The 22,772-nt window shown below is 40.0% G+C and carries 27 protein-coding genes and 1 other annotated feature; of the genes, 5 read left to right on the plus strand and 22 right to left on the minus strand.

Annotated features, from left to right (window positions below; genetic code table 11):
* Positions 1-41 precede the first annotated feature (41 nt).
* The 12 genes from FQ085_RS09675 to hisC form a co-directional block, all read right to left on the minus strand.
* The gene (locus FQ085_RS09675; protein WP_149456475.1) at positions 42-878 is read right to left on the minus strand and encodes an SDR family oxidoreductase; all 837 of its coding nucleotides are present in this window, start codon (positions 876-878) and stop codon (positions 42-44) included.
* Between the two features lie 11 nt (positions 879-889).
* Entirely contained in the window at positions 890-1,948 is a 1,059-nt protein-coding gene (gene uxuA, locus FQ085_RS09680) for a mannonate dehydratase (RefSeq protein ID WP_149456476.1), read from the minus strand.
* Between the two features lie 15 nt (positions 1,949-1,963).
* The gene (locus FQ085_RS09685; RefSeq protein ID WP_149456477.1) at positions 1,964-2,584 is read right to left on the minus strand and encodes a bifunctional 2-keto-4-hydroxyglutarate aldolase/2-keto-3-deoxy-6-phosphogluconate aldolase; all 621 of its coding nucleotides are present in this window, start codon (positions 2,582-2,584) and stop codon (positions 1,964-1,966) included.
* Between the two features lie 12 nt (positions 2,585-2,596).
* Positions 2,597-3,616 (minus strand): zinc-binding alcohol dehydrogenase family protein, encoded by a 1,020-nt coding sequence (locus FQ085_RS09690; RefSeq protein WP_149456478.1) that lies wholly within the window; start codon positions 3,614-3,616, stop codon positions 2,597-2,599.
* Between the two features lie 12 nt (positions 3,617-3,628).
* Positions 3,629-4,900, minus strand: a complete 1,272-nt coding sequence (locus FQ085_RS09695; RefSeq protein ID WP_149456479.1) for a TRAP transporter large permease — start codon at positions 4,898-4,900, stop codon at positions 3,629-3,631.
* Positions 4,900-5,397: a TRAP transporter small permease gene (locus tag FQ085_RS09700; protein ID WP_149456480.1), complete on the minus strand. Its 498-nt coding sequence runs from the start codon at positions 5,395-5,397 to the stop codon at positions 4,900-4,902. Before FQ085_RS09700 ends, FQ085_RS09695 begins: the two co-directional genes overlap by 1 nt.
* 69 nt (positions 5,398-5,466) lie before the next feature.
* Positions 5,467-6,468 carry a TRAP transporter substrate-binding protein gene (locus FQ085_RS09705; RefSeq protein ID WP_149456481.1) on the minus strand — a complete coding sequence of 334 codons (1,002 nt, stop codon included), beginning with the start codon at positions 6,466-6,468 and terminating at the stop codon, positions 5,467-5,469.
* Positions 6,469-6,488: 20 nt separating this feature from the next.
* The gene (gene allD / locus FQ085_RS09710) at positions 6,489-7,502 is read right to left on the minus strand and encodes an ureidoglycolate dehydrogenase (RefSeq protein WP_149456482.1); all 1,014 of its coding nucleotides are present in this window, start codon (positions 7,500-7,502) and stop codon (positions 6,489-6,491) included.
* A 60-nt stretch (positions 7,503-7,562) separates the two neighbouring features.
* Complete coding sequence (locus FQ085_RS09715; RefSeq protein ID WP_149456483.1) at positions 7,563-8,519, minus strand: sugar kinase; 957 nt, start codon at positions 8,517-8,519, stop codon at positions 7,563-7,565.
* Positions 8,520-8,537: 18 nt separating this feature from the next.
* Positions 8,538-9,542: a LacI family DNA-binding transcriptional regulator gene (locus tag FQ085_RS09720; RefSeq protein ID WP_149456484.1), complete on the minus strand. Its 1,005-nt coding sequence runs from the start codon at positions 9,540-9,542 to the stop codon at positions 8,538-8,540.
* A 207-nt stretch (positions 9,543-9,749) separates the two neighbouring features.
* Positions 9,750-10,049, minus strand: a complete 300-nt coding sequence (locus FQ085_RS09725; RefSeq protein WP_058386595.1) for a hypothetical protein — start codon at positions 10,047-10,049, stop codon at positions 9,750-9,752.
* Between the two features lie 163 nt (positions 10,050-10,212).
* Entirely contained in the window at positions 10,213-11,322 is a 1,110-nt protein-coding gene (gene hisC, locus FQ085_RS09730; RefSeq protein WP_149456485.1) for a histidinol-phosphate transaminase, read from the minus strand.
* 266 nt (positions 11,323-11,588) lie between these two features.
* Here hisC and FQ085_RS09735 point away from each other — a divergent pair, with 266 nt between their 5' ends.
* On the plus strand, positions 11,589-12,326 hold the full coding sequence (locus FQ085_RS09735) for a SurA N-terminal domain-containing protein (RefSeq protein WP_149456486.1): 738 nt from the start codon (positions 11,589-11,591) through the stop codon (positions 12,324-12,326).
* Between the two features lie 39 nt (positions 12,327-12,365).
* Here FQ085_RS09735 and FQ085_RS09740 read toward each other — a convergent pair whose 3' ends face one another.
* Entirely contained in the window at positions 12,366-12,647 is a 282-nt protein-coding gene (locus FQ085_RS09740) for a DUF6509 family protein (protein ID WP_058386598.1), read from the minus strand.
* Positions 12,648-12,779: 132 nt separating this feature from the next.
* On the opposite strand from FQ085_RS09740, the gene FQ085_RS09745 reads away from it, so the two are divergent.
* Positions 12,780-13,427 (plus strand): SDR family oxidoreductase, encoded by a 648-nt coding sequence (locus tag FQ085_RS09745; protein WP_058386599.1) that lies wholly within the window; start codon positions 12,780-12,782, stop codon positions 13,425-13,427.
* A gap of 94 nt (positions 13,428-13,521) precedes the next feature.
* Positions 13,522-13,905: a nucleotide excision repair endonuclease gene (locus FQ085_RS09750; protein ID WP_058386600.1), complete on the plus strand. Its 384-nt coding sequence runs from the start codon at positions 13,522-13,524 to the stop codon at positions 13,903-13,905.
* A gap of 32 nt (positions 13,906-13,937) precedes the next feature.
* Here the strand turns inward: FQ085_RS09750 and FQ085_RS09755 are convergent, their stop codons facing one another.
* On the minus strand, positions 13,938-14,372 hold the full coding sequence (locus FQ085_RS09755; protein WP_149456487.1) for a GNAT family N-acetyltransferase: 435 nt from the start codon (positions 14,370-14,372) through the stop codon (positions 13,938-13,940).
* A 149-nt stretch (positions 14,373-14,521) separates the two neighbouring features.
* Between FQ085_RS09755 and FQ085_RS09760 the strand changes: the two genes are divergently transcribed.
* On the plus strand, positions 14,522-15,376 hold the full coding sequence (locus FQ085_RS09760; RefSeq protein WP_058386602.1) for a dimethylarginine dimethylaminohydrolase family protein: 855 nt from the start codon (positions 14,522-14,524) through the stop codon (positions 15,374-15,376).
* 481 nt (positions 15,377-15,857) lie between these two features.
* Here FQ085_RS09760 and FQ085_RS09765 read toward each other — a convergent pair whose 3' ends face one another.
* The 7 genes from FQ085_RS09765 to FQ085_RS09795 form a co-directional block, all read right to left on the minus strand.
* The gene (locus FQ085_RS09765; RefSeq protein WP_058386604.1) at positions 15,858-16,451 is read right to left on the minus strand and encodes an anthranilate synthase component II; all 594 of its coding nucleotides are present in this window, start codon (positions 16,449-16,451) and stop codon (positions 15,858-15,860) included.
* A complete protein-coding gene (gene trpE / locus FQ085_RS09770; protein ID WP_058386605.1) occupies positions 16,448-17,800 on the minus strand; it encodes an anthranilate synthase component I in 1,353 nt (450 codons plus the stop codon). Before trpE ends, FQ085_RS09765 begins: the two co-directional genes overlap by 4 nt.
* A gap of 97 nt (positions 17,801-17,897) precedes the next feature.
* Positions 17,898-18,108 (minus strand) — a binding site (T-box leader).
* 129 nt (positions 18,109-18,237) lie between these two features.
* Complete coding sequence (locus tag FQ085_RS09775) at positions 18,238-18,489, minus strand: hypothetical protein (protein WP_149456488.1); 252 nt, start codon at positions 18,487-18,489, stop codon at positions 18,238-18,240.
* A gap of 63 nt (positions 18,490-18,552) precedes the next feature.
* Positions 18,553-18,984: a hypothetical protein gene (locus FQ085_RS09780; protein ID WP_058386606.1), complete on the minus strand. Its 432-nt coding sequence runs from the start codon at positions 18,982-18,984 to the stop codon at positions 18,553-18,555.
* A gap of 7 nt (positions 18,985-18,991) precedes the next feature.
* Positions 18,992-19,339, minus strand: a complete 348-nt coding sequence (locus FQ085_RS09785; RefSeq protein ID WP_058386607.1) for an ASCH domain-containing protein — start codon at positions 19,337-19,339, stop codon at positions 18,992-18,994.
* Positions 19,340-19,441: 102 nt separating this feature from the next.
* The gene (locus FQ085_RS09790) at positions 19,442-20,065 is read right to left on the minus strand and encodes a cell wall hydrolase (RefSeq protein ID WP_058386986.1); all 624 of its coding nucleotides are present in this window, start codon (positions 20,063-20,065) and stop codon (positions 19,442-19,444) included.
* A gap of 253 nt (positions 20,066-20,318) precedes the next feature.
* Positions 20,319-20,855 carry a dihydrofolate reductase family protein gene (locus FQ085_RS09795; RefSeq protein WP_058386608.1) on the minus strand — a complete coding sequence of 179 codons (537 nt, stop codon included), beginning with the start codon at positions 20,853-20,855 and terminating at the stop codon, positions 20,319-20,321.
* Positions 20,856-21,311: 456 nt separating this feature from the next.
* Between FQ085_RS09795 and FQ085_RS09800 the strand changes: the two genes are divergently transcribed.
* Positions 21,312-21,812, plus strand: a complete 501-nt coding sequence (locus tag FQ085_RS09800) for a metallophosphoesterase family protein (RefSeq protein ID WP_058386609.1) — start codon at positions 21,312-21,314, stop codon at positions 21,810-21,812.
* Positions 21,813-21,874: 62 nt separating this feature from the next.
* Here FQ085_RS09800 and FQ085_RS09805 read toward each other — a convergent pair whose 3' ends face one another.
* The gene (locus tag FQ085_RS09805; RefSeq protein WP_149456489.1) at positions 21,875-22,744 is read right to left on the minus strand and encodes an STAS domain-containing protein; all 870 of its coding nucleotides are present in this window, start codon (positions 22,742-22,744) and stop codon (positions 21,875-21,877) included.
* Between the last annotated feature and the right edge of the window lie 28 nt (positions 22,745-22,772).

Here is a 22,772-nt window from a genome sequence, read left to right on the forward strand (position 1 = left end):
CTTTTATCTATCCTCTGTACACCCATCAGAATGCGAGTATTTTATACACCTGAGTAAGCTAAAAAACCACCATCTACAGGCACTGTAATTCCTGTTACGAAACCGGAATAATTTTCATCGATTAGCCATAGCATAGTCCCGATTAAATCTTCAGGTTTGCCAAAGCGCTTCATCGGCGTACTTGCCATGATTTTTCCAGAACGTGGCGTTAATGATCCATCCGGATGAGTCAATAAGTCCTTGTTCTGTTTGGTCAGAAAGAAACCAGGAGCAATTGCGTTGACGCGCAAATTTTCTTCTGCAAAATGGACAGCCATCCACATCGTAAAATTGTTAATAGCTGATTTAGCAGCACTATATGCCGGTACCTTTGTCATCGGTGCATAAGCACTCATTGAGGAAATATTTAAAATGACGGGTGATGTTTGCTTTAATAATTCTTTACCAAAAACTTGACTAGCTAAAAACGTACCAGTGAAGTTACTGGCGAATACGCGCGAGAAACCATCTTCTTCTAAATCAAAAAATGATTTTCCTGATGCTTGCTCTTCATGAATTTCAATGTCTGTTACAGCGTCTGGATGATTGCCTCCCGCACCGTTAATAAGGATATCGATTCGACCATAAGCTTCAAGAATTTGCTCTTTTGCTGCTTCTAAAGATTCTCGATTCAATACATCAGCAGCTACTGCAATCGCTTGTCCGCCCGCTCTATTGATTTCATCTGCTACATCTTGACCTTTTTCAACAGTCCGGTTCAAAATCGCGACATTCACTTTTTGAATCGCAAGTTGACGCGCCATCTCTGAACAAAGCACGCCACTTCCTCCAGTAATTACAGCTGTTCGTCCTGCTATATGTTCATGAGTTGAAAACATGATATCCTCCTTTACTTTGTTTGGTACGCATCCCATAAGCCTAAAAGATACATAATTCCTAGTGCGCGGTCGTATAAACCATATCCAGGTCTGCATTCTTCATTCCATATATGACGACCATGATCTGGACGCGCATATCCTGTGTAGTTTTGTTTTGATAATTCACGAACCACACCATTCAAATCAATAGAACCATCTTGAGTATAATGAGAGGTTTCGATAAAGTCCCCATTATCAAAAATTTTAACGTTCCGTAAATGAGCAAAAGGCGAATGTTTAGCGTATTTCGATGCTAAATCCACGATATTATTTTCTGGATTTGCACCCATCGATCCTGTGCAAAATGTAATTCCATTAGCTGGAGAATCAGAGATTGAAATCAGTCTCTCCCAGCTCTTTTCACCTGTCATGATGCGTGGCAAGCCAAATATTGACCATGGTGGATCATCGGGATGAATCGCCATTTGAATGCCACTCGCTTCTGCTGTTGGCAAAATCGCTTTTAGGAAATAAGTTAGATTATCCCAAAGTTTTTCTTCGTCCATTCCTTCGTATGCTGCAAAAAGTTCTTGAATTCGCGCCATTTTTTCTGGTTCCCAACCGGGCAGTGTTAAATCAGAAGCAGAAGCAACTGTTTCGATTAACTCTGCTGGCTCCAAAGATTCAATCTTTTCTTTTTCAAAAAACAAAGCTGTTGAACCATCTGGTAGTGGATGATATAAAGATGTCCGCGTCCAATCAAATATTGGCATGAAATTATAGCAGATGACTTTAACGCCAGCCTCACCTAAATTGCGAATCGTTTCTTTGTAATTTTCGATATACTGATCGCGTTCTTCGTTGCCTAGTTTAATGGATTCATGAACATTGACGCTTTCTACAACATCCGCATGAAATCCGTATGACTTAATGTATTCTACTTCTGAAGCTATTTCTTCTTTCGTCCAAACTTCTCCAGCAGGCTTTTGGTGAAGTGCCCAAACAATACCGTTTGTTCCTGGAATTTGTTTAATTTGTTCTAATTGCACGCTATCATTATCGCGTCCATACCAACGAAATGTAATATCCATGAGTGCCCTCCTTTTTTACGTTAATTGATTTAAATATGCTTTAACTAATTCTGTTACACCTTGTTCTCCAGTTGAACGATAAGCTTTTGTTAAATCACTGCCGATTCCAACTGCTACTGCACCTGCATCCAGCCACGCATTCATATTGTTAATATTGATACCCCCTGTAGGCATGATGCGAACTTTAGGCAATGGTCCGTTGACTGAACCGACAAAAGAAGGTTCAAACCCATTAGCAGGAAACAGTTTGAGAATATCGCATCCCCATTCAGTAGCCTGCACCATTTCCTTTATCGTCATACAACCTGGTAGGTATGGTACATTATAACGATTGCAAACTTTAGCAATTTCTGGGTTAAAATTTGGACTTACAACAAATTCTGCTCCGTGTAATAACGCATGTCGAGCTGTTTCAGCATCTAGCACTGTCCCTGCACCGATTAATGCGGTTGAACCAGCTAGTTTATCAAAAACCCGTGAAACGTTTGGTGTTGTATAAGTTAGTTCAATTGCTTTTAACCCACCACTAATTGCAGTTTCTGCAATCGCAATGGCTTCATTCGCATCTTTCCCCCGTATGACAGCAACAATTTTTGCATCTAAAAGTTGGTGGTATACTTCCATTTTAGGAATCATCTATACATCTCCTTATTCAAAAACAATTAATGCTTTTCTTACTTTGTCTGGATTATTTTCAACAAATGCAAATGCTTCTTGTATTTCGTTTATCGAGAACTTATGTGTGATTAATCCATCTGACTTTAAAGTACCACTGTTCATAAGGCTTATGACTTTTCCAAATTGATTGGTTTGAAGCCTCGAACCAACGATATTAATTTCTTTTTTAGTAATCGGTAATTGCGCGATTGCAGATGGTCGTTCGTTGAATCCGAGTATAACTACACTTCCTGCCGGCGAAACTAGGTCAATACTGAGTTCCACTGTAGTCGGTAGACCTACTGCATCAATGACTACATTGGCTCCTTCGTTCGACGTGAGCTCGAGTACACGTTCTTTCACAGATTCAGTACCTATATCGATTACTTCATCAGCACCACTTTCTTTTGCAAAAGCTAGACGCTCTTCGCTCAAATCAGTCATATAAACTGTAGCTCCCGCGATTTTAGCAAGTTTCAAAACACAAATACCGATAGGGCCGCAGCCTTGAATTAATACCGTATCTCCTCGCTCAACATTTCCACGCCAAACAGCCTGCGCTCCAATTGTATAGGGCTCTGCCAACACGGCTTCATCCCAGTTCAATTCTTTATCTACAGCATGAAGTTGTTTTTCTGGCAAGACGATAAATTCACGCATCCCTCCATCTTCATGCACACCGAACACCGATAATTCTTTACAAACATTCGGGCGTCCTTTTCTACAGGCGTAACATTCACCACAATAGTTAATTGGTTCAACTACAACGTGATCGCCAATTTCCAGAGATTTAACAGAACTTCCTACCTCTATTACTTCTCCAGTTACCTCGTGACCAACAACGCGTGGAAGAGTCGCAAGTGGATTCGTACCATGATAAATATGCATATCTGAACCGCATATACCTACGCGTTTTACTTTCACTAAAACCTCATTATTTTGCTGAATCTCTGGTTTTGTTTGTCCAATAATCTGTATTTTATATGCTTCTGGAACTTGTACTGCTTTCATTTTTACAACCACCTATTCAAATAAATTGGGTAAGAACAACGTAATCTGTGGAATAAATGCGACAAGCATAAGCACTACCAAACTGACTCCTAAAAACGGCAGCAGTTCTCTAGCTGTTTTCCCAATAGATACTTTTCCAATTTGGGAAGCGACAAAAAGGCAGACACCTACTGGCGGAGTAACTAGTCCAATCACCAGATTTAAGACCATCATGACGCCAAATTGAATAGGGTCCATCCCAACTGTCAACGCGACTGGTAACAGTACAGGGAATAAAATAACTAAAGCTGCAATGGTTTCCATAAACGTACCGACAAAAAGCAACAATATGTTGATCAATAGTATAACGATAATGGCATTAGTCGAAATGCCAAGAATCGATTCTGCGACAAGCTGTGGAATTTGTTCGCGCACCATAATCCAGCCAAATAAATTGGCAAATCCGACAAGTAACATAATAGATGCAGTAGCGGTCATCGAAGATAGCATGATTTCCGGTATTTTCTTAATTGGCAATTCTTTGTAAACAAAAATTCCGATGACAAATGCATAAAGAACCGCAATAATAGATGCTTCTGTTGGTGTAAAGAAGCCGCCTAAAATACCATAAAGAATGATGAATGTCATTAGTAAGGCCCAGAAAGCACCAGTAAAACTCTTCCAAATTACTTTAACTGGTTGGCGTTCACCTTTCGGATAATTTCGTTTAACTGAAATAAGATAAGTTGGAATCATTAGTCCAACTCCTAGGAGAATACCAGGAAGTGCACCGGCCAAAAATAAATCCCCAATAGATAGCGATGCCAAAGTTCCCACAATAATCATGGGCAAAGAAGGTGGAATAATGGGTCCAACTGTAGAAGACGATGCTGTTACAGCGGCTGAAAACCCTGCGCCATACCCTTCTTTTTTCATAGCAGGTATTAAAATAGAACCAATACTCGCTGTATCTGCAAGTGCCGTTCCAGATATCCCTGCAAAGCCCATTGATGCACCCACATTAGCAAGTCCCAATCCACCTCGAATGTGGCCAAACAAATCGTTGGCAAATTTGATGATTCGCTCGGTAATTCCACCTGCATTCATTAAGTTTCCTGCTAAAATAAACCCCGGTATACAAAGTAAAACAAACGAGTTTAATCCACCGAACATCCGCTGTGGAATGATATTAAGCGGAATACCCGCTAACATAAGATAAACAAACGAAGCTAACCCCAAACTAAACGCAACCGGAACTCCTAAGAAAATTAAAACGATAAAGGACACAAAGAGAAGTGTAGCCATTAGTTATCCTCACCTCCATAGTTCTGACTATAATCTTGTTCATTTTTTATTAGGTCAATAATTTTTAAAACTGCATAGAACACTAAGAACACACTCATAATCAGTAAGGACGCATGAATAACAGACATCTGAAAAGGCATCGTTGCCGACCCTTGCTTATTACCGAGTAATGTAAAATTATATCCCTCAATAACCATGACTAAGCTCAATAAAATAATAGCTAAATAAATAATCACCTCATAATATCTTCGGAACTTATTAGACATTCGGTTAAGAATCATATCCACATTTATAAATTCATTACGCATTAAAGCCAATGGTGCCCCAAAACTAATGCCATATAAGAAAAGATAACGTGTTAGTTCTTCGGTCCAAATAAAAGATAATGGTGTGAATCGTGAAATAATTTGAATCGTAACAATAATAATAACTCCTGCAAAGCTGAGGACGGTTAAAAAGGCAAGTGTATTATCAATTAGTTTCCGGAAATTGGACATCCGAATTCATTCCTTTCTTAATGGAAGGGCACATTTGACCATTATAGCCAAATATGCCCTATTCACATATTATTCAACTGCTAGGATCTGTTCGTACACTTCCAATTGTTCTGGAGATAAAGAAGCTTCAACAGCTGGCGTCATGACTTCACGGAATGCATCTTGGTCTACATCTACAAATTCCATACCTGCATCCATTAAATCTTTCTCTACTGCAGCAATTTCTTCTTCATATAAATCGTCACCAAAAGTTTGAGCCTCCGCAGCTGCATCTTGAACTACTTGCTTCAAATCATCAGAAAGTGCATCGTATTGATCATTGCCTACTAAAATATAAATCCAAGAGTAAACATGTTCAGTACGGTTTACAAAGTCTTGAACTTCAGCTAATCCACCGCTACGGATTAAGTCTACTGGGTTTTCTTGACCATCAATTACACCTTGTTGTAATCCGGTAAACACTTCGTTAAAATCCATTACTTGCGGAGAAGCACCAGCAGCTTGCCATACATCTAAGAATAACGGAACGTTCGGTACACGCATGCTAAATCCTTTTAAGTCATCCGGGGAAGTAATCGCTTTGTTCGATGTTAAGTTACGCGGAGCACGCGTATGGTAGTAAAGAGCTTTTAACCCTGCTTCTTCGCTAATTTCTTGTTTAATCTGCTCACCAATCTCACCTTCAACTACAGACTTTACATGATCCAAATCACGGAAAGCATAAGGCACTGCCATTAAAGCTGCATTGGGTGCCCAGTTTTGCAAAGTTTCACCCGAAATGACCATATCAGCTGTGCCGGCTTGAATTGAGTTGATTGTATCCGTTTCGCCACCAAGTGAGTTATTGGGATAAATAGTGATTTCCATTTGACCATCTGATTTCTCTTCTACTAATTCTTCAAATTTCAAAGCTGTTTTATGCCAGATATGATTTTCGTCAGCTAAATGACCAAATCGCCATTCAATTGTTTTGTCCGATTCCGAAGCACCTTCTGTTTTCTCTTCATTTGAACCACAAGCTCCCAATACCAATACGGATGCAAAAATACCTGTTAATAATTTCTTTCTCATTTTCTATTCTCCCCTTTGTTTTAAGTTTTTTTTAAGTATTCATAAGTAGTTAATGCAAGCTGAATACCATTTTCACGGTTTCGTTCTTCGTTATCTTGTTCGATTTCTCCCGGTATAAGAACACGACCAAATCCTTCAGCGGCTGGTACTTCGCGAATCTCCGCAATCATTTTGTCTACTTGTTCCAAGAAATTTTCGATATCTGTAAAGAATGATGGATTAATCACGCAGAAGTAATGACCCAACTTACGTTTCTTATCCAAGTCGGTGTACATGGCATTGATATGCGGGCCAAATGCCATACCCGCGAGTAACCCTGAGAAAATATCAACAATCATAGATAATCCAGAGCCTTTTGGACCACCGAAAGGCATTAAAGAAACAACCCTTGTAGGATCTGTTACCGATGTTCCGTTTTCATCTACGCCCCATCCTTCTGGGATGCACTTGCCTTCTTCTCTCCGCTGAAGAATTTTCCCTAGTGCAACATTTGAAGTAGCCATATCCAGAATAAATGGATTTTTAAGTTTCCCAGGAACTCCATACGCAATCGGGTTTGTACCTAGAAATGATTCTTTCCCACCAAACGGAACAACAATTTTATCAGTATGTGTCATTGCGATACCAATCAGCTTATGTCTTGTTGCTTCTTCGACAAAATAGCTAAGCGCTCCGCAATGGCTACTGTTCATAACTGTTACCATACCTACACCGTTTTCTTTTGCCATCGCAATTGCACGTTTCATAGCGCTATCTGCAACGACATGACCAAAGCCATCATCCCCATCGACTACACCCGTTACCGGACCGGTTTGGTTAAATACAATATTAGGAACTGGATTAATGCCGCCTGCCTCTAGACGTTTCATATAATGTGCTGTACGAAGTGCACCGTGCGAGTTTACTCCACGTAAATCCGCATGTACAAGAATTTCAGCAATTTTAGCAGCATGTTCTTTTGGTACATCAGCACTTAACAGTTTTTCTTCAATTAACTTTTTCACTTCTGTAAAATCTCTAGTTACTGTCGCCATGGCGTTCCTCCCATTCAAAGTGGATAGTCTCTTTTTTGCGATTGTTAAGTCGTAATTGTGTTAACGTTCGACGACTTTTCTTCCACCGATATAGTTTTCAACATCCTCTAAATAGGGAAGTCCTTCATTATCTCCAGTGACTGTAGTCACGAGCGCACCAACTCCGTTTGCAAATCGCAGTAAGAACTCTTCATCGAAATGATTCAATACGCCGTAAATATAGCCTGCATCAAAACCATCTCCGGCGCCTACCGTATCAACGGGTGTTACCGGAAATCCAGGTGCTTCAATCCAGCTCCCTTTTTTGTACAGTTTTGATCCTTTTTCTCCGTCTTTAATTACAAAATCTTGTATTGAGAAACTAGACGTATATTCCACCAGTTCTTCTAAAGTTTGCTTACCTGAAATCATTTGAATTTCATCCAACCCTGTCAATAAAATGTCTACTTCTGGAAAAATCATTTCGTAGGCTTCACGTGCTTTCTCGATACTCCAGAGCTTTAAGCGAATATTAGGATCAAATGAAACAATAATGTTTCTTTGTTTCGCTATTTTCACTATTTTTTTAGCAATGGTTAGATTTCGTTCTCCGAGAGCTAAGTAAACACCGGTTAAATGAACTACTTGAATACCGTCGAACATTTCTTCTGTAATATCCTCTTCTGTGAGAGTTTCTATGGGAGAAGGATTTCTGTAATAATATGTTTTACCTGAACCATTTGCATGAATTTCTTTAAAATTCACTGATGTCGGGACGCCTTCTACAAAATGGACTGCTGAAACATCAATTCCTTCACCACGAGCAAAATTATAGATTACACGACCAAATTCATCTTTTCCTAACCTGCTGATCCATTTACTGTTTAGCCCCAACCTCGCGCAACCTATTGCGAAATTCATTTCAGCACCACCGATTCTACGCTCGAACTGCGTTACATACTTCAGCGGGCCTGTCGTCATAGGGTTCATCGTAATCATGGCATCCCCAATCGTTAATACACCAAACTTTTTTGACAAACTCTCACCTCCCTTACTTTATATGGACTCACGTTCAACTAAGATTGGCTGATAGCGCCGCTCTGCATACTCTTCTTTAAAATCCTTACTGACGATTAATTGTAGTAAAGTTTCTGCTGCCTGTTGTCCTATTTCAAAAGTTGGCTGCTTAATAACAGAAATGGGTGTTGTAGCCATTTCGAGAAATGGTGAATCGTCGATTGCAATTACACCAATGTCTTCTGGAATAGCTAAATGATTTTTTTTAATGAACTTCAATAATTCAATTAATGCCAGATCATTAGTTGCAAAAAATGCTTCTGGCCGATCATCAGAATCCCATAAATGCTGAAGTTTATTGCCGATTTCCTGCCGTTCTTCAGCAACAATCCAATGTTCTTTAATAGTTAACCCGTGTAATGTCATCGCTTTTTTATACCCGTTAATGCGTTCAACTCGCGGTGTCACCTTTTGAACAATCGAAGTGGAAACTAGACCAATTTTCTTCCTCCCTTTTTTGACCAATTGATCTACCGCTATCTGTGAAGCGCTTTCATTGTCTAACAAAAGTGTCGGAAAAATGGGTTCATTAATTACCCTATCGACAAACACAATTGGGAATTCTGCATTTTTCAACTGTTTATAATATCCGTTATTGCCGTTAGTCGGGAAAATGATCAAGCCATCAACTTGCTTGGCAACCAACATATCAATGTAAGAACGTTCCTTTGTCGGTTGATCATCTGCATTACAAACAAACAAGTGAAATCCATTTTTTTCACATTCATCTTCAATTGCCCGAATAATTTCTGTTGAAAATGTGTGAAGAATATTCGCTACAATTACACCAATTGTTCCAGTTTTCTTCTGCTTTAAGCTCTTAGCTATGTGATTTGGAATATAACCTAATTCTTTAATAGCTTCCTCAACTCTAAGTTTGGTTGAAGCGCTCATAAACTCAAAACGATTGTTTATAAATTGAGAAACGGTACTTTTCGAAACTCCTGCTTTTAGTGCTACGTCTTGCATTGTTGTTTTCTTCATTTTTCCTCCCATTACTAAACCGGTTTAGTAAGTCGTTTTAGGAAAGTATAATTGAATCTTTTGATAAAATCAATACCTTTTTCTGAAAATTTGATTTCGTTTGATAGAATGTGTTAAAAGCACTACTATTCAGATACAGGTAAGTATGCTGTTAACCATTCTATTAAAGAACAACAAAAAAAGAAGACAGGACCATCCCTATCTTCTTTAGTAATGTTTATTTTTCAGTTTTTTAAACGTTTCCACAAAGTGATCTGGATCTGTATAGACTTTGTACGTTAATACTCCCCTATGAGTATGCAGATACAACAAACTTGCTTCAGATGAAAAGGACTTATAAGATACATCCCATACGTTTGCTACTTGGAATTTCGTCGCAGAAGTTACCACGATATCTTCGTATAGGTGAATATTACATTCTGTATCGGTGATTTTTATTTCTCCGAATTCAATAGAACGCTCTGTATCAATGTAAGTGATGGACGACAATAAATTTACTTGGTCCAAGCTGGCATTCCTCCTATTCCTTAAGAATCTTTTCCTAGAAGTTTATCGTATAGGCAGGGTTTTAAGCAAAGCATACGTTTATACACAGCTCAAATCGTTAATGATGAATACACGAATTCGGTAGCTTATAAAAAAGATGCTCCTAGTTTCAGGAGCATCTTCTTTATGCTTGTTTAACTAATAATCCTTTTAAAACGTCAATAAAGAACTGATTTTCTTCTGTCGTCCCAACAGAAACACGGATGTAATCAGGTAAGCCCCAAATTTTTCCGTGACGAACGATAACTCCGTTCGCCATTAACTGTTTGTACAGTTCTTCGCCATCTTCGCCCAGCTGCACTAATACGAAGTTGGCCATGCTTTCAACGTACGTTAACCCTAGGTCTTTAAAGGCTTTGTATAGTTGTTCGCGTCCTGCTTTATTGGTTTCTTGGGAAGTCTGTACATGTTCAGTATCTTCAATTGCTGCAGTTGCTGCAATTTGCGCTAATGTATTGACGTTAAACGGTTCTTTTACTTTTAAAATCGATTGAATGATTGATTCAGGAGCGATTCCAAAGCCAACTCGTACTCCAGCAATACCATAAATTTTTGAGAAGGTCTCCAATGTTACGACTGACTGTCCCGCGTTGATGTATTCCACACCATTTGTGTAGTCCGCGGCATCAGCGAAATGATCGTAAGCCGCATCAATAACGACCAATACGTTATCAATCGCTTCTACTAATGTATCCAAATCTGATTTTGGTATATACGTACCTGTTGGATTGTTCGGCGTACAGATGTAAATAATTTTGGTTTTTTCTGTTACTGCTGCTAGTAACGCATCTACATCATATTCAAATCCTTCTTTGAATTTGACCGGTACAACTGTGGCACCCATAATATGTGCACCAAAATCATATTCACTGAATGACGGAGACGGAACAATGACTTCATCTCCAGCTTCGAGAAAAGCTTCAGAAATCAACGTAATCAATTCGTCAGCACCATTTGTTGTAATTACTTGTTGAGGAGTTACTTGAAATTTGTTAGCAATGGCTTTTTTCAATGCGCTCGCATCTGCATCAGGGTAACGGTTTAGTTCTGCCAATCCATTTTGAATCGCTGCTACCGCTTTAGGCGAAGGCCCTAATGGATTTTCGTTAGACGCCAATTTAATGACACGATCAAGTCCTAATTCTTTTTGCACTTCCCAAATTGGCTTTCCTGGTGAGTATGGTTGAATTTTGTCTAATGTTTTACGTGCTTTAATCGTATGTGAGCTTGTCATAGAGATTCCCCCAAAAGTATAAGTTATGTATCATTATCTACAGATTCCTACAATCATAACACGCTTAACGGACATTTCAAATCGAATTCACTAGCTAAACCGCACTAGACATGCGGCTTACTCTAGCTTTCTAATTCTATTACTTGTCTATCTCTTATTATTATACCGAATTGCGGCTTTATTTGCACAAGCACGTACAACTATTTGTGCTACCCAATAAAATATGTTTTACTGTTAAGCAGACAGACTGAAAGAGGCGTTTTTAAATGATGAAGAAAATGAAATTTGTGTTCGCCCCAATTCTTTTATTGCTAACATTAGGCGCGTGCTCTGATCAGGAAGAAACTAAATCCGAAGAAAATACTGCGCCTGAAACGACTGAAGAAACAGCAGGTGAAAACACTCCTACCGAATCAGCTTTAGAATTACCGGAGCAAAAAGATGTAGTTGTTGTCGTGAATGAGGAAGAAATTTTGGGCAAAGTTTATAATAGTGTGGCTCGTCAACTAGAATCGTCATTAACTGCACAAGGTCAAAATGTGTCCGAAGATGAAAATGCTGCCCTTGTAAAAGAACAGGCATTGTCCGTATTGATTGGTAACAAAGTAATCTTGCAAGACGCAGCAAAAAAAGGCTATCAAGCAGATGAAAAAATAGTTGAAGAGCGCTTAGAAGAACTAAAGGGTCAGTTTGAATCGACAGAGGTAATGGACAAAGCCTTAAAAGAAACTGGCTTTACGCTAGCTGACATGGAAGTTCAGCTTCGTGAACAGTCGATTTACGAGCAGTATGTTGCAGAAGAGGTAACAGCAGGAGAAGTGACAGACGAAGAAGTGAAAACAGCTTATGAGGGCTTTGCAGAAACTTCTGAAGAAGAAGCACCCGCTTTTGAAGAAATGGAACCGACAATCCGCACATCTCTCGAAGAGCAAAAAACACAAGAGGCTGTAGTTGTTCAAATTGAAGAACTAAAGAAAACAGCTGAAATAGAAGTTAACCTATAATCAAAAACATCCTGCTCAAATTGAGCAGGATGTTTTTGATTATGCTAGTTTTTCTGAACAGTAAGCAAGAATTTCTTCTTCTTCCTCATCTTCAAGTCCAAACTCAAGTGCACCTCTTGTTTGCTTATCGATAAAGTTGTAATGTGCGATACGAGCTCCTGCTTCTTCTGCAGCAATAATAACACGCAGTTCTAAGCCGCCCTCTGTATATAACTCATCTTCTTCATCAACTTCAACATTCAACAAGAATTCGTAACGGTCACCCACCATAATTCCTGTAGGGTCGTTAATTTTGTGAAACACATAATCTGTAATTTGCATTGTAACACCTCCGTTATTCTATTCTAGCTTGTCTACAGCTTTTTGGACAGTTGAACGAAGAAATAAAACGTTTATCGTGAAATTAAAAGGGGATATAAGTAGAGTGAAGACAATTAAAGGAGTGGATATCGAATGAACGTACTAGTTATTGGAGCAAACGGTCAAGTCGGCCGCAACGTTGTCAAAGAATTATCAGAAGCAAATCATCAAGCAACCGCTATGGTCCGTAAAGAAGATCAAATTGATAAAATGAAAGAACTTGGTGCTGCTAATGTCGTATTGGGCGATTTAGAAAAAGATTTCAGTGCCGCTTTTGAAGGCGTAGATGCCGTGATTTTCGCAGCCGGATCTGGTCCAAAAACAGGGGCTGATAAAACCTTAACCATTGATTTATGGGGTTCTGTGAAAGCAGCTCAATACGCACAAGACAACGGCGTTAAACGCTTTGTGCAACTTGGCTCAGTTGGCTCAGACAATCCGGATGCGGGTGGCGAGGCGATGAAGCCTTATCTAGTAGCAAAACGCACAGCAGATGACCTGTTGAAAGCTACTAATTTGGATTATACAATCGTTCGTCCTGGAGCTCTTTCAGACGAAGACAAGTCAGGTAAAATCGAGGTTTCTTCAAATGGGTTTTCTTCTCTTGAAGGAAGATCAATTCCAAGAGCAGACGTCGCTAAAGTCTTAGTAGATGTACTCGATCGCAACAATACGTATCACAAAACATTTGAAGTACTGCAAGGCGAGCAGCCTGTTGGCGACCAATTAGAGACTTTATAAGAAATTTTCGAATGATAGGCGAAAAAGAGCGGATGGATTTCCGCTCTTTTTTGTGTTAAACTAGGCAATACGATAACTAGAGGACGTGATAAGCATGATTAATATTCAACCACCAAAAGCGGATGTGACGATTACACAGCGCAAACAAGAAATTACAGGTGACGAAGCTGTCATCAAACCATTATTCGGCTTTATCGATTTGCACGATGTTCCACGCGATAAAGGCGGCATCATTCAATTTTTTAACCACAGTGGAGAACTATTGTTTGTCGGAAAAGCCCGCAAACTACGCCAACGTGTAAAAAAACATTTCGAAGATTCAGTATCGCCATTGAAGAATCATCGTGAAGAAGTTTACCGCATTACTGTTTCCATTATAGAAGATCCAATGGAGCGCGACATCTACGAAACGTATTTGATTAACACAGAAAAAGCCAAATACAATGTAGACAAAGTATTTTACAAAGAACAAGAATAAAAAAACGGAGGCCTTTTGGGCTTCCGTTTTTTTTATTGTCTTGATGAATCCAAGAGCCATTTTTCTAAATAGTAATGGTTATGGCCTACTGGATGATTGTTAACTACACCAATTTCCGAAAATCCCTGTCTCTTATAAAATTCAGGTGCTTGAAAACTGAAGGTGTCGACAATCATCAATCGATATTCTTTACTGCGCGCATAAATTTCTGCCCGTGCCATCAATTTTTCTCCAATACCGGTACCTCTGATTGCTGGGTCAACCCACAGGAAATCGATGTGAAGACTTCGCCAAAAACCGGTAGTTGTTAAACCGCCTATAATCACCTCTTCTTCATTACGCACGATAAAACTCATTTGCTCAAATGGGGAGTTCGCTTCTCCCGGCAAATTGGCGACATTGTGTTCAATAATTTTCTTCCGTATAAAATCTCGGTCTTTCGCCACTTCCTGTTGAATAATTTTCATCGTAACAGTCTCCTCCTGTATCGAAAAACTTTCTTTTTACATTTTCTCATTTTCGCCTCTTTTTGTGTATCATCTCCTAATTAGCATGTTTTAATTTACTACCCAAAAGGAATAGTAAATTAATAACTATGTTCTTTGGAGGAACCTATATGTCATCAACTATAAAAGAAAGTCTATCTGCACGTTGCCAGAGCGAATACGATTCGCTTCGGCGTGTTTTGTTATGCCCGCCACGCTTTATGGAGATAAAAGATGTCATCAATGATGTTCAGAAAAGGTATAAGGACGAAAATATCGATATAGACAAAGCACTCAATCAACACAATGAATTTGTTCAAGCGTTACTTGATCGTGGTGTTCAAACCGATTTGATTGAGCCTGCTGAAAATTATCCGGAACAAGTATTTACACGAGATATTGGATTTACCATTGGAGACTCGGTGTTTATTAGCGAAATGGCCTCTGAAATTCGCCAAGGCGAAGAACAAGAACTTCGAAAGTGGATGCAAACACGTGATGTCAACTTCAAAAATTTGACAGGTCATCGCATCGAAGGCGGTGATGTCATCATCGATCGCGACACTGTCTTTGTCGGTATCAGCAGCCGTACTTCCAAAAAAGCTATCGGTGATTTACAGCGTGAGCTACCGGATTTTAAAGTCCTGCCTATTTCGTTTAATGAAAAATACCTGCACCTTGACTGTGTCTTTAATATCTTGTCACCAACAGAAGCACTCATTTTTCCTGAAGCGCTCGATAGGGCTACTGTCGAAATGCTCGCTGAGCGCTATACATTAATTCGTGTCAATGAGAAAGAGCAGTTTGCATTAGGCACCAACGTACTGTCTATTGGCAATCGCCAAGTTTTCAGCCAGCCGCAGAACACACAAGTGAATAAGCAATTAACTTCCCGCGGCTTCCATGTAATTGAAGTCGATTATTCCGAAATTATCAAATCCGGTGGTGCTTTTCGTTGCTGCACTATGCCTTTGATACGCGTGTAAAAAAGCAATTGCCCCATAAGTCTCTAAAAAGACGATGAAAAAGAAATTCTTTTTCATCGTCTTTTTAGGATAAGCGCCCTGAAAGCAGTTGGCGAATGCCTGCTACTTTCAAGAAATTGTAGGTCCACGCCACAATCCAGAACGCCGTGTGCCTTTGATAGGACCGAACACACTTTCTGCGTCAATTTTGCGTTATCTATTCAAAGAGGATGTCCACCATCCCTTTTCCGTGCTATCCTTTTTGGGAAGTTAGCTTCAGATTTCACATAAAAATCGTTCTTTCTGTAAGGAGTGTATGGGAACTTTCGTTTTACAGAAATGGACGGTTTTTTATCTCCTGATTTAAGTTTAGAATGGCTTGAGGCTGTGCCCGCGAAGCGTGCGTCGAAATGGACATCAGCCCTTTCTGACAATTGCCAAAAGAGGCTATCCCTGAAAATAATGTTTTCATGACTTTTGGGACAGCCTCTTTTCATGTGTTCTATAAACGACTCGCTACTTCCTCATGGACCTGTATAACAAATTCTTTCATCAATGCTACCCCGTCCGGCGTACCAATCGACTCTGGATGGAACTGGATTCCATAAACCGGATAGTCCCGATGTTTAACAGCCATAATCGTGTCGTCATCGAGTGCCCGCGCTTGTACCTCTAAACAATCAGCCAAAGTTTCGGGCTCTAATACAAGTGAATGATAACGCATGACCGGTAGTGGCAGTGGCATATTCTTAAACAACCCTTGCCGAACATGTGATACTTGAGACACTTTACCATGTCGGATAAATGGTGCTTCGACAACATTTCCGCCAAATGCTGCTCCAATTAGTTGCTGCCCTAAGCAAATCCCTAAAATTGGAATCGATTGGTGCACCTCTTGAATTAGTTTAATCGATTCAGGCAATTCCAGTGGGTGACCAGGTCCCGGTGAAAGAATAATTGCTTTCGGGTTTTTGGCTTTAATTTCCTCCAGTGTTAACACATCGGAACGGACCACTTCTACTTCCACTCCCATAGCAGCAACAGCTTGATAAATATTATAAGTAAAAGAATCATAATGATCGATTAACAGAATCATCCGAACACCTCCGTGAGTGAACGCGCTTTATGAAGCGTTTCCTCATACTCTGCTTGTGGGTCTGAATCAAAGACAATGCCTGCCCCTGCTTGGACATGGACCATTCCATCTTTAACGACAAAAGTACGAATTGCCAGTGCGACATCTAGATTGCCATTAAATCCTAAGTAGCCAATAGCTCCCCCGTAGACTCCTCTACGCTCTTCTTCAAATTCTTGTATCAATTGCATAGCGCGTACTTTCGGAGCGCCTGACACCGTCCCCGCAGGCAAGCAGGATACTAAAGCATCTAATGGGTGCATTTTTTTATCCAGCTGTCCTGTTACTTCCGACACCAGATGCATCACGTGTTGGTATTTTTCAATAACCATATATTTCGGTACTTCTACAGTTCCAATTTGTGCGACACGTCCTACATCGTTGCGGCTGAGGTCTACTAGCATTTTATGCTCTGCTTGCTCTTTTTCGTCACTAGCTAGTTCTTCTGCCAATCGATTGTCCTCAAGGTCGGTCTCACCGCGTTTTCGTGTGCCAGCAATCGGATTGGTTATCATGTGGCTGCCCCGGATTGTTAACAAACTTTCAGGTGACGCACCGACAATTGCATAGCCATCAAAATCAATAAAGAATTGATAGGGAGATGGATTTTGTTTGCGTAATTTCCGGTATAACGCAAAGGCATCTCCTTTGTAACTTGCCGTTAAGCGCTGCGACAAAACCAATTGAAAAACATCACCTTTACGAATATGGTCTTTTGCTTGTTCTACCTGTTTACGGAAAAAAGCATCACTCGTTTTGGAGTCGAATTGTAGTGATTCCTGATTTACTGCCATAGCCGCTTGTTCAGGAATGGCTAATTGTTGTTCAATTTCATCAAGCTTGTCTTCAAACGTTAAAATGGTCACATCATTTTTTACGTGATCGAACACCACAATGGTTTCATAGATTTGTAAATGAATATCCGGCATCTGCAAGCTATCTTCTTTTGGTGCTTTGATTGGTTCATACACTTGAATCGCATCATAACCGATATATCCAAGGGCCCCTCCTGTAAAAGGCAGTCCCTCTACTTCTGCTTCGTAACGAGGCATTCGTGCTTTGATCAACTCTAATGGTTTTCCCTCGTAGATTTTCTCAGCGCCTGTTCGAAAATCAATTTCACGCAATTGTTGACCGTGACCAATATAACCAACAGACGGATTTGCTCCGATAAACGAATAACGACCCGTAACACTTGTTTTTAACGAACTTTCTAACAGGCATTTACGTTCCCCAACTAGTCGGTTAAACACAGCAATCGGTGTTAAAGAGTCCCCATCAATTTTTCTCATTTTCATTTCTTTACTCATCTCAACTCAGCTCCATTTCTTAAAAACGCAGACCTTGCTGCACGTTTTACTCTCTTTTAAAACAAAAAAGCCCTCTGCAAGAACAGAACTGTTCCTTGCAGAGGACGGAATCACCGCGGTACCACCTCATGTTAAAGCTGACAAAGCCTTCACTTGATCCCTGATAACGTGGGGAAACGGATTCTTCTACTGCTTGTTCAAAGAATCACTCATAAGTCCATTCACCCAGACACCCCGTCAGTTTCCACCTGCCACTGACTCTCTTTGAGAGGTTGATCTGCGCTACTCTTCTTACTCATCGATTTAGCTCTACTATGCTCTGCTCAACTAGACTTCGGCGGTGTCGCTCCCGACACCTTCAACCGTAATCCGCACAAAAAAGGTTGTGCTTATCGTATTAAATCCACAGTGATTTGTCAACTATAAGCTGGAATCATTTAGACAATTCTGGATTTAATCATTGGAATCACAACAAGACGAGCGCGTGGAAATACAGTTTGTTCAGGGTTATCATTTGGGAAGTAATCTTCGGATTGCACATCAAAATCGTCCTTTCTCCAATGGTGGTGTGGTAACTCCCACTTTACAGAAATGGACGATTTTTTGTATCCTTTTTTCGTTTTAGAACGGCTGAGGCCGTGCCCGCGGAAAGCGTCCGTCGGAATGGACATCAGCCATTTCTCATCCATACAAAAAAAGGCTGCCCCGAAAAGTCATTTTTCATGACTTTTGGGACAGCCCCGTCTTTTTCGTTACCAGAAATTCGGCTTGTCGACCATGAACCATAGCATCAATGACAACAAGAAAATATAAATCCATAATGAACGATGTAACTTCTTAACTAACTGCAAGTGGTTGAATTTTTCATTGCCAAATTTGCGCAGAGTCGGCGTGAACGCACGTGCCAAGAAAAAAACAGATCCGACCATAACAGCCAGTGTACCTAAAATCCATGAAGTTCCCCAGCCCCACGGTCCTTGCCAAATTAGCAGAACGCCTGTTGTAACCAATACATGACCTGCATGCTTAACGAGGCGTGTCGCTGATTTAAAAGTTACGATATGCGACTGAAGAACATCTCCAGAGGCTGTCTCCATTCGCTTAACTAGAGGAAGAAGGACAAAGAATGGTCCAATAGATAGCACCGCACTTAAAATATGAGCGAATAATATGAGCGAGTACATGTTGCAGTTACTCTTCCATCAAATGAAATTCGTGAACCCAAACAGTCATTTGAGGTAACCACGGCATACCTGCGTGAGTAGACAGTATTGATTGTTTGTATTCCTCAACACTTGCATATCCTTCTCGTGCCACTAGTTCATCTGTTAACTCACCAAGTGTTTGTTGGTAGACGTGATTTACTAAGAATTTCTTATCGTTTAGCACCATGATTTCTCCTACATCTGCATAACGACCATTCCGGCGTGTCGCCGATTTCTGACCAAGCAGAACCTTTTCGACATCCTGCTTGTTCGTTACGAGTCTTTCGATGCTACAAGTTTTCGGCGGCAATTGCTGCACGTTTTTTTCAGACATTTAAATTCCACCTCTCATTGTTCTTTCTCAGTATAACCCTTTTCTGCCCTGTTATTCACCTCAAAAAAAATCGCCCCGTAAAAACCAGGGCGATTCTCAAAACTATTTTGCAAATACATGCTTACCGATTTTCGTAATCGTCGTGCGTGAGAAAATCCATGTATCCGTAACACCGCTCGGGTTATAGTAATAAGTTGAACCAAGTGATGGGTCAGATCCCTTCACCGCAGCCTTTACAGCCTGGTAAGACGATGCACTCGGTTTCAAATTATACTGCCCATCATTTATGGCAGTAAACGCATTACGTTGGAAAATAACCTGATCTATACTGTTTGGAAACGCAGAAGAGTCGATACGATTTAGGATAACAGCTGCTACCGCAACTTGTCCGGTATAACTCTCTCCTCGTGCTTCTCCATTTACAACACGTGCCATCATCTCAACTTCTGTTATTTTTTTACGTGTTAACGGTCCCGTAAAGCCCGTAGCTGAGACATTAAAGTCACGCTGAAACTGCATAACTGCATTTTTAGTTACAGAACCATAATAACCTGTAGCTGTCGTATGGAAATAACCTAATTTCCCTAATGTAGATTGTAGTTCTTTTACATCTTGTCCAGAAACACCTTCGTGTAAATCTGGCGAATGTGCTTCCACAGACGTTTGAGAAAAACCTAAAAATAAAACCGTAAACAAAGCAAACAATAGTGCTTTAAAATTTTTCATACTTTCTCTCCCTTCAATTCCAAGAATCAACAAACGACTCTTTTTAATAGTATATAATTGTAATTATATGAATTCAATCCAACGTAACTACTTTAAATTTATTGATAACTAGTCAAAATGAATAAGATACTGATTTTTTTATAAAAAAAGGTGCTTTCTCCTGCTAAACATTAGTTCTTTTCTCTTACGAAATCGAAAAACGAATGTTTAAAGCAAAACAGGTATCTGAAAATTTCTCAGATACCTGTTTTGCTTATAATTTTTTATAATGAAGCTGTACAAAGTCTCCATACGATTTTACCGATTTGAGCTTCAGAGAGGATTCCACATTGACCTCTTTGAATAACGGAATACCTTTGCCAAGTAATACCGGGGCGATGGAAATGATCCATTCATCAATTAGGTTTTCTTCGACGAAACTATGAAGCAACCCGCTACCGCCAACTACCCAAATATCTTTCCCTGACTTTTCTTTGAGTGCTTTTACAAAGTCTGAAACCGTTTGATCTGTAAACGTGACAAATGCATGTTCCTCAGCAACTGTTGATGTAAAAACATAACTCATTTTATCTTGATAAGGAAATTGACCATTTTCCGCTGCCATTACCCAATCATACGTTCTGCGTCCTAGCACTACCGTATCAATGGTAGCTATGAATTCAGCGTAACCCATATCTCCTTCTTGTCCTTCCGCTGCTTTGAACAGCCAGTCCAGTGAGTCTTCTGTTGTTGCAATATATCCATCTACACTCGTAGCAATGTAACAAACCACTTTTCTGTTGTTTTCCATATCATTTCTCTCCTCCAATAGTTGCTGCCCCTCAAAAATTCCGATATTAAAAGCTGCTTCGAGACTGGTCTCGTAGTTTTTTTAGGTTGTGGATTTTCTTTACTATATAGGTTGAATTAAAGAATCTAACAAATATGCCGCTTCGTCGCTATGGACAAGCCTTTGCTGGGAAGTGTCTCTGAAGAGATGGAGCAAAATAGCGAAGACGCCTTGGGGAGCAAGCGAAGTGCTGAAATCCACTCGGGCGTTTAGCCCGAGTTAGTTCAGCGCGAGCCCCCGGCAAGCGAGCTGTTTTGCGGAATATCGACTACTATAGGTTTATTAGTTCAACATATATATTTCTTTTTTACTTCTCATTAGACACTCTATCTTAAACTTCAGATTGAGTAGCTAGGTTTCGACGATGAGGCATTTGTTTGGTAAAGTAAACAGAAGATACTGACTGGAGGCGTTCAGATGAAGAAGATTGTTATTGTTTCAGATACACATATTCCATTTCGCGCTAAAAAACTACCTCAGCAACTGGTGGATGCATGCCAAGAAGCTGACTTTATCATTCACGCAGGTGATTGGCAAACGATGGATGTCTATCATGAATTAGCAGCTTATGCTGAAATTGATGGCGTCACTGGCAATGTCGATCCGTGGGACATTCTTGAAAAGTTTGGCCGCAAAAAGATTTTTACCTTCGGAGACTTGAAAGTCGGAGTCGTTCACGGTGACAGTGACCGTAAACCGACCGAACAGCAAGCTTATGACACGTTTAGCGATGACGATGTGGACATTATCGTTTTCGGACATTCCCATACACCCGTCATACGAGAAGTTGATGGTGTGACATTATTTAATCCTGGCTCACCAACCGATAAGCGCAGGCAGCAACAATATTCTTTTGGTTTATTAGAAATAGACGATTCGTGGGAACTCAAACACGTTTTCTTTGATAAAGAAAATTAGGCTGCGAGCAACTCATTTAACTACGTATTGCAGTCAAATAGGACGAAGAAAATCAGACCTCCTCAATGAGAGTCTGATTTTTCTTTGCACTCTTTTATCAGTACGAACCCAAGCTGTTTTAAAGCTGTCTCTAAATTAGCTTCAATCATGACCCCTTTTAGTGCAGCCGCAAAATGTGGCACTTTTAACGCCATAAAAGGCTGAATTCCCGTAATAACCGGCGTGACACCAATTACTTTCAGGATATTAACCAATTTTAGTAAGTATTCCCCAACAGTAGAGTTGATTTGTAAGACACCTGAAACATCGATAATCAAATAATCCATAGATTCTTGGCTACATTTTCCAAGTACGTGCTTGATGATAACTTCTGCACGCGAAGCTGTAATTTCACCTATAACAGGAACGATTGCTACACCTTTAGTTACTGGCACGATAGGCGCAGTCAGTGTTTGAATTTGCTGATTGGCTTTCTCAAGTTCTAATACATAGGTCAATAAAGTCGACATCATTTCAAAAGTAGAAAGGTCTTCCTCAGAAAGTTTATGGGATTGATCATCTAGTCCGCAAATCGTACCATAAACCGTACGATCGCTGTAATAAACTGGAACGCCGACGAATGTACCTTGACCATAGTTTTTTGTAATAGCCATCGAACGAGTTAACTCACTTGCTGAAACATCTTCTATGATTAACGGAGTAGGTCCGTGATTTATGCTCAAACTGCAGTAAGACTGAGGGAGTGGCATCGAACTCCCTTCTTCTACAAGGCTCTTACTGCTATTATGTGCTTTAATAATCTTATTTGTCTCGCCATCATTTTTAGCAATAAATAAGGAATTAATGCCAATTTGCTTGCTTAGCAACTGCAAAATATAGGCAGCTGCATCATCAAAGTTACCAAAACCTTTTGCTTCATGCGCAGTTTCCATTGCTGTTCCCCCTATCCGCTTTGCTCAT

Source organism: Planococcus sp. ANT_H30 (assembly GCF_008369335.1).
In the GTDB taxonomy this organism is placed as follows: domain Bacteria; phylum Bacillota; class Bacilli; order Bacillales_A; family Planococcaceae; genus Planococcus; species Planococcus kocurii.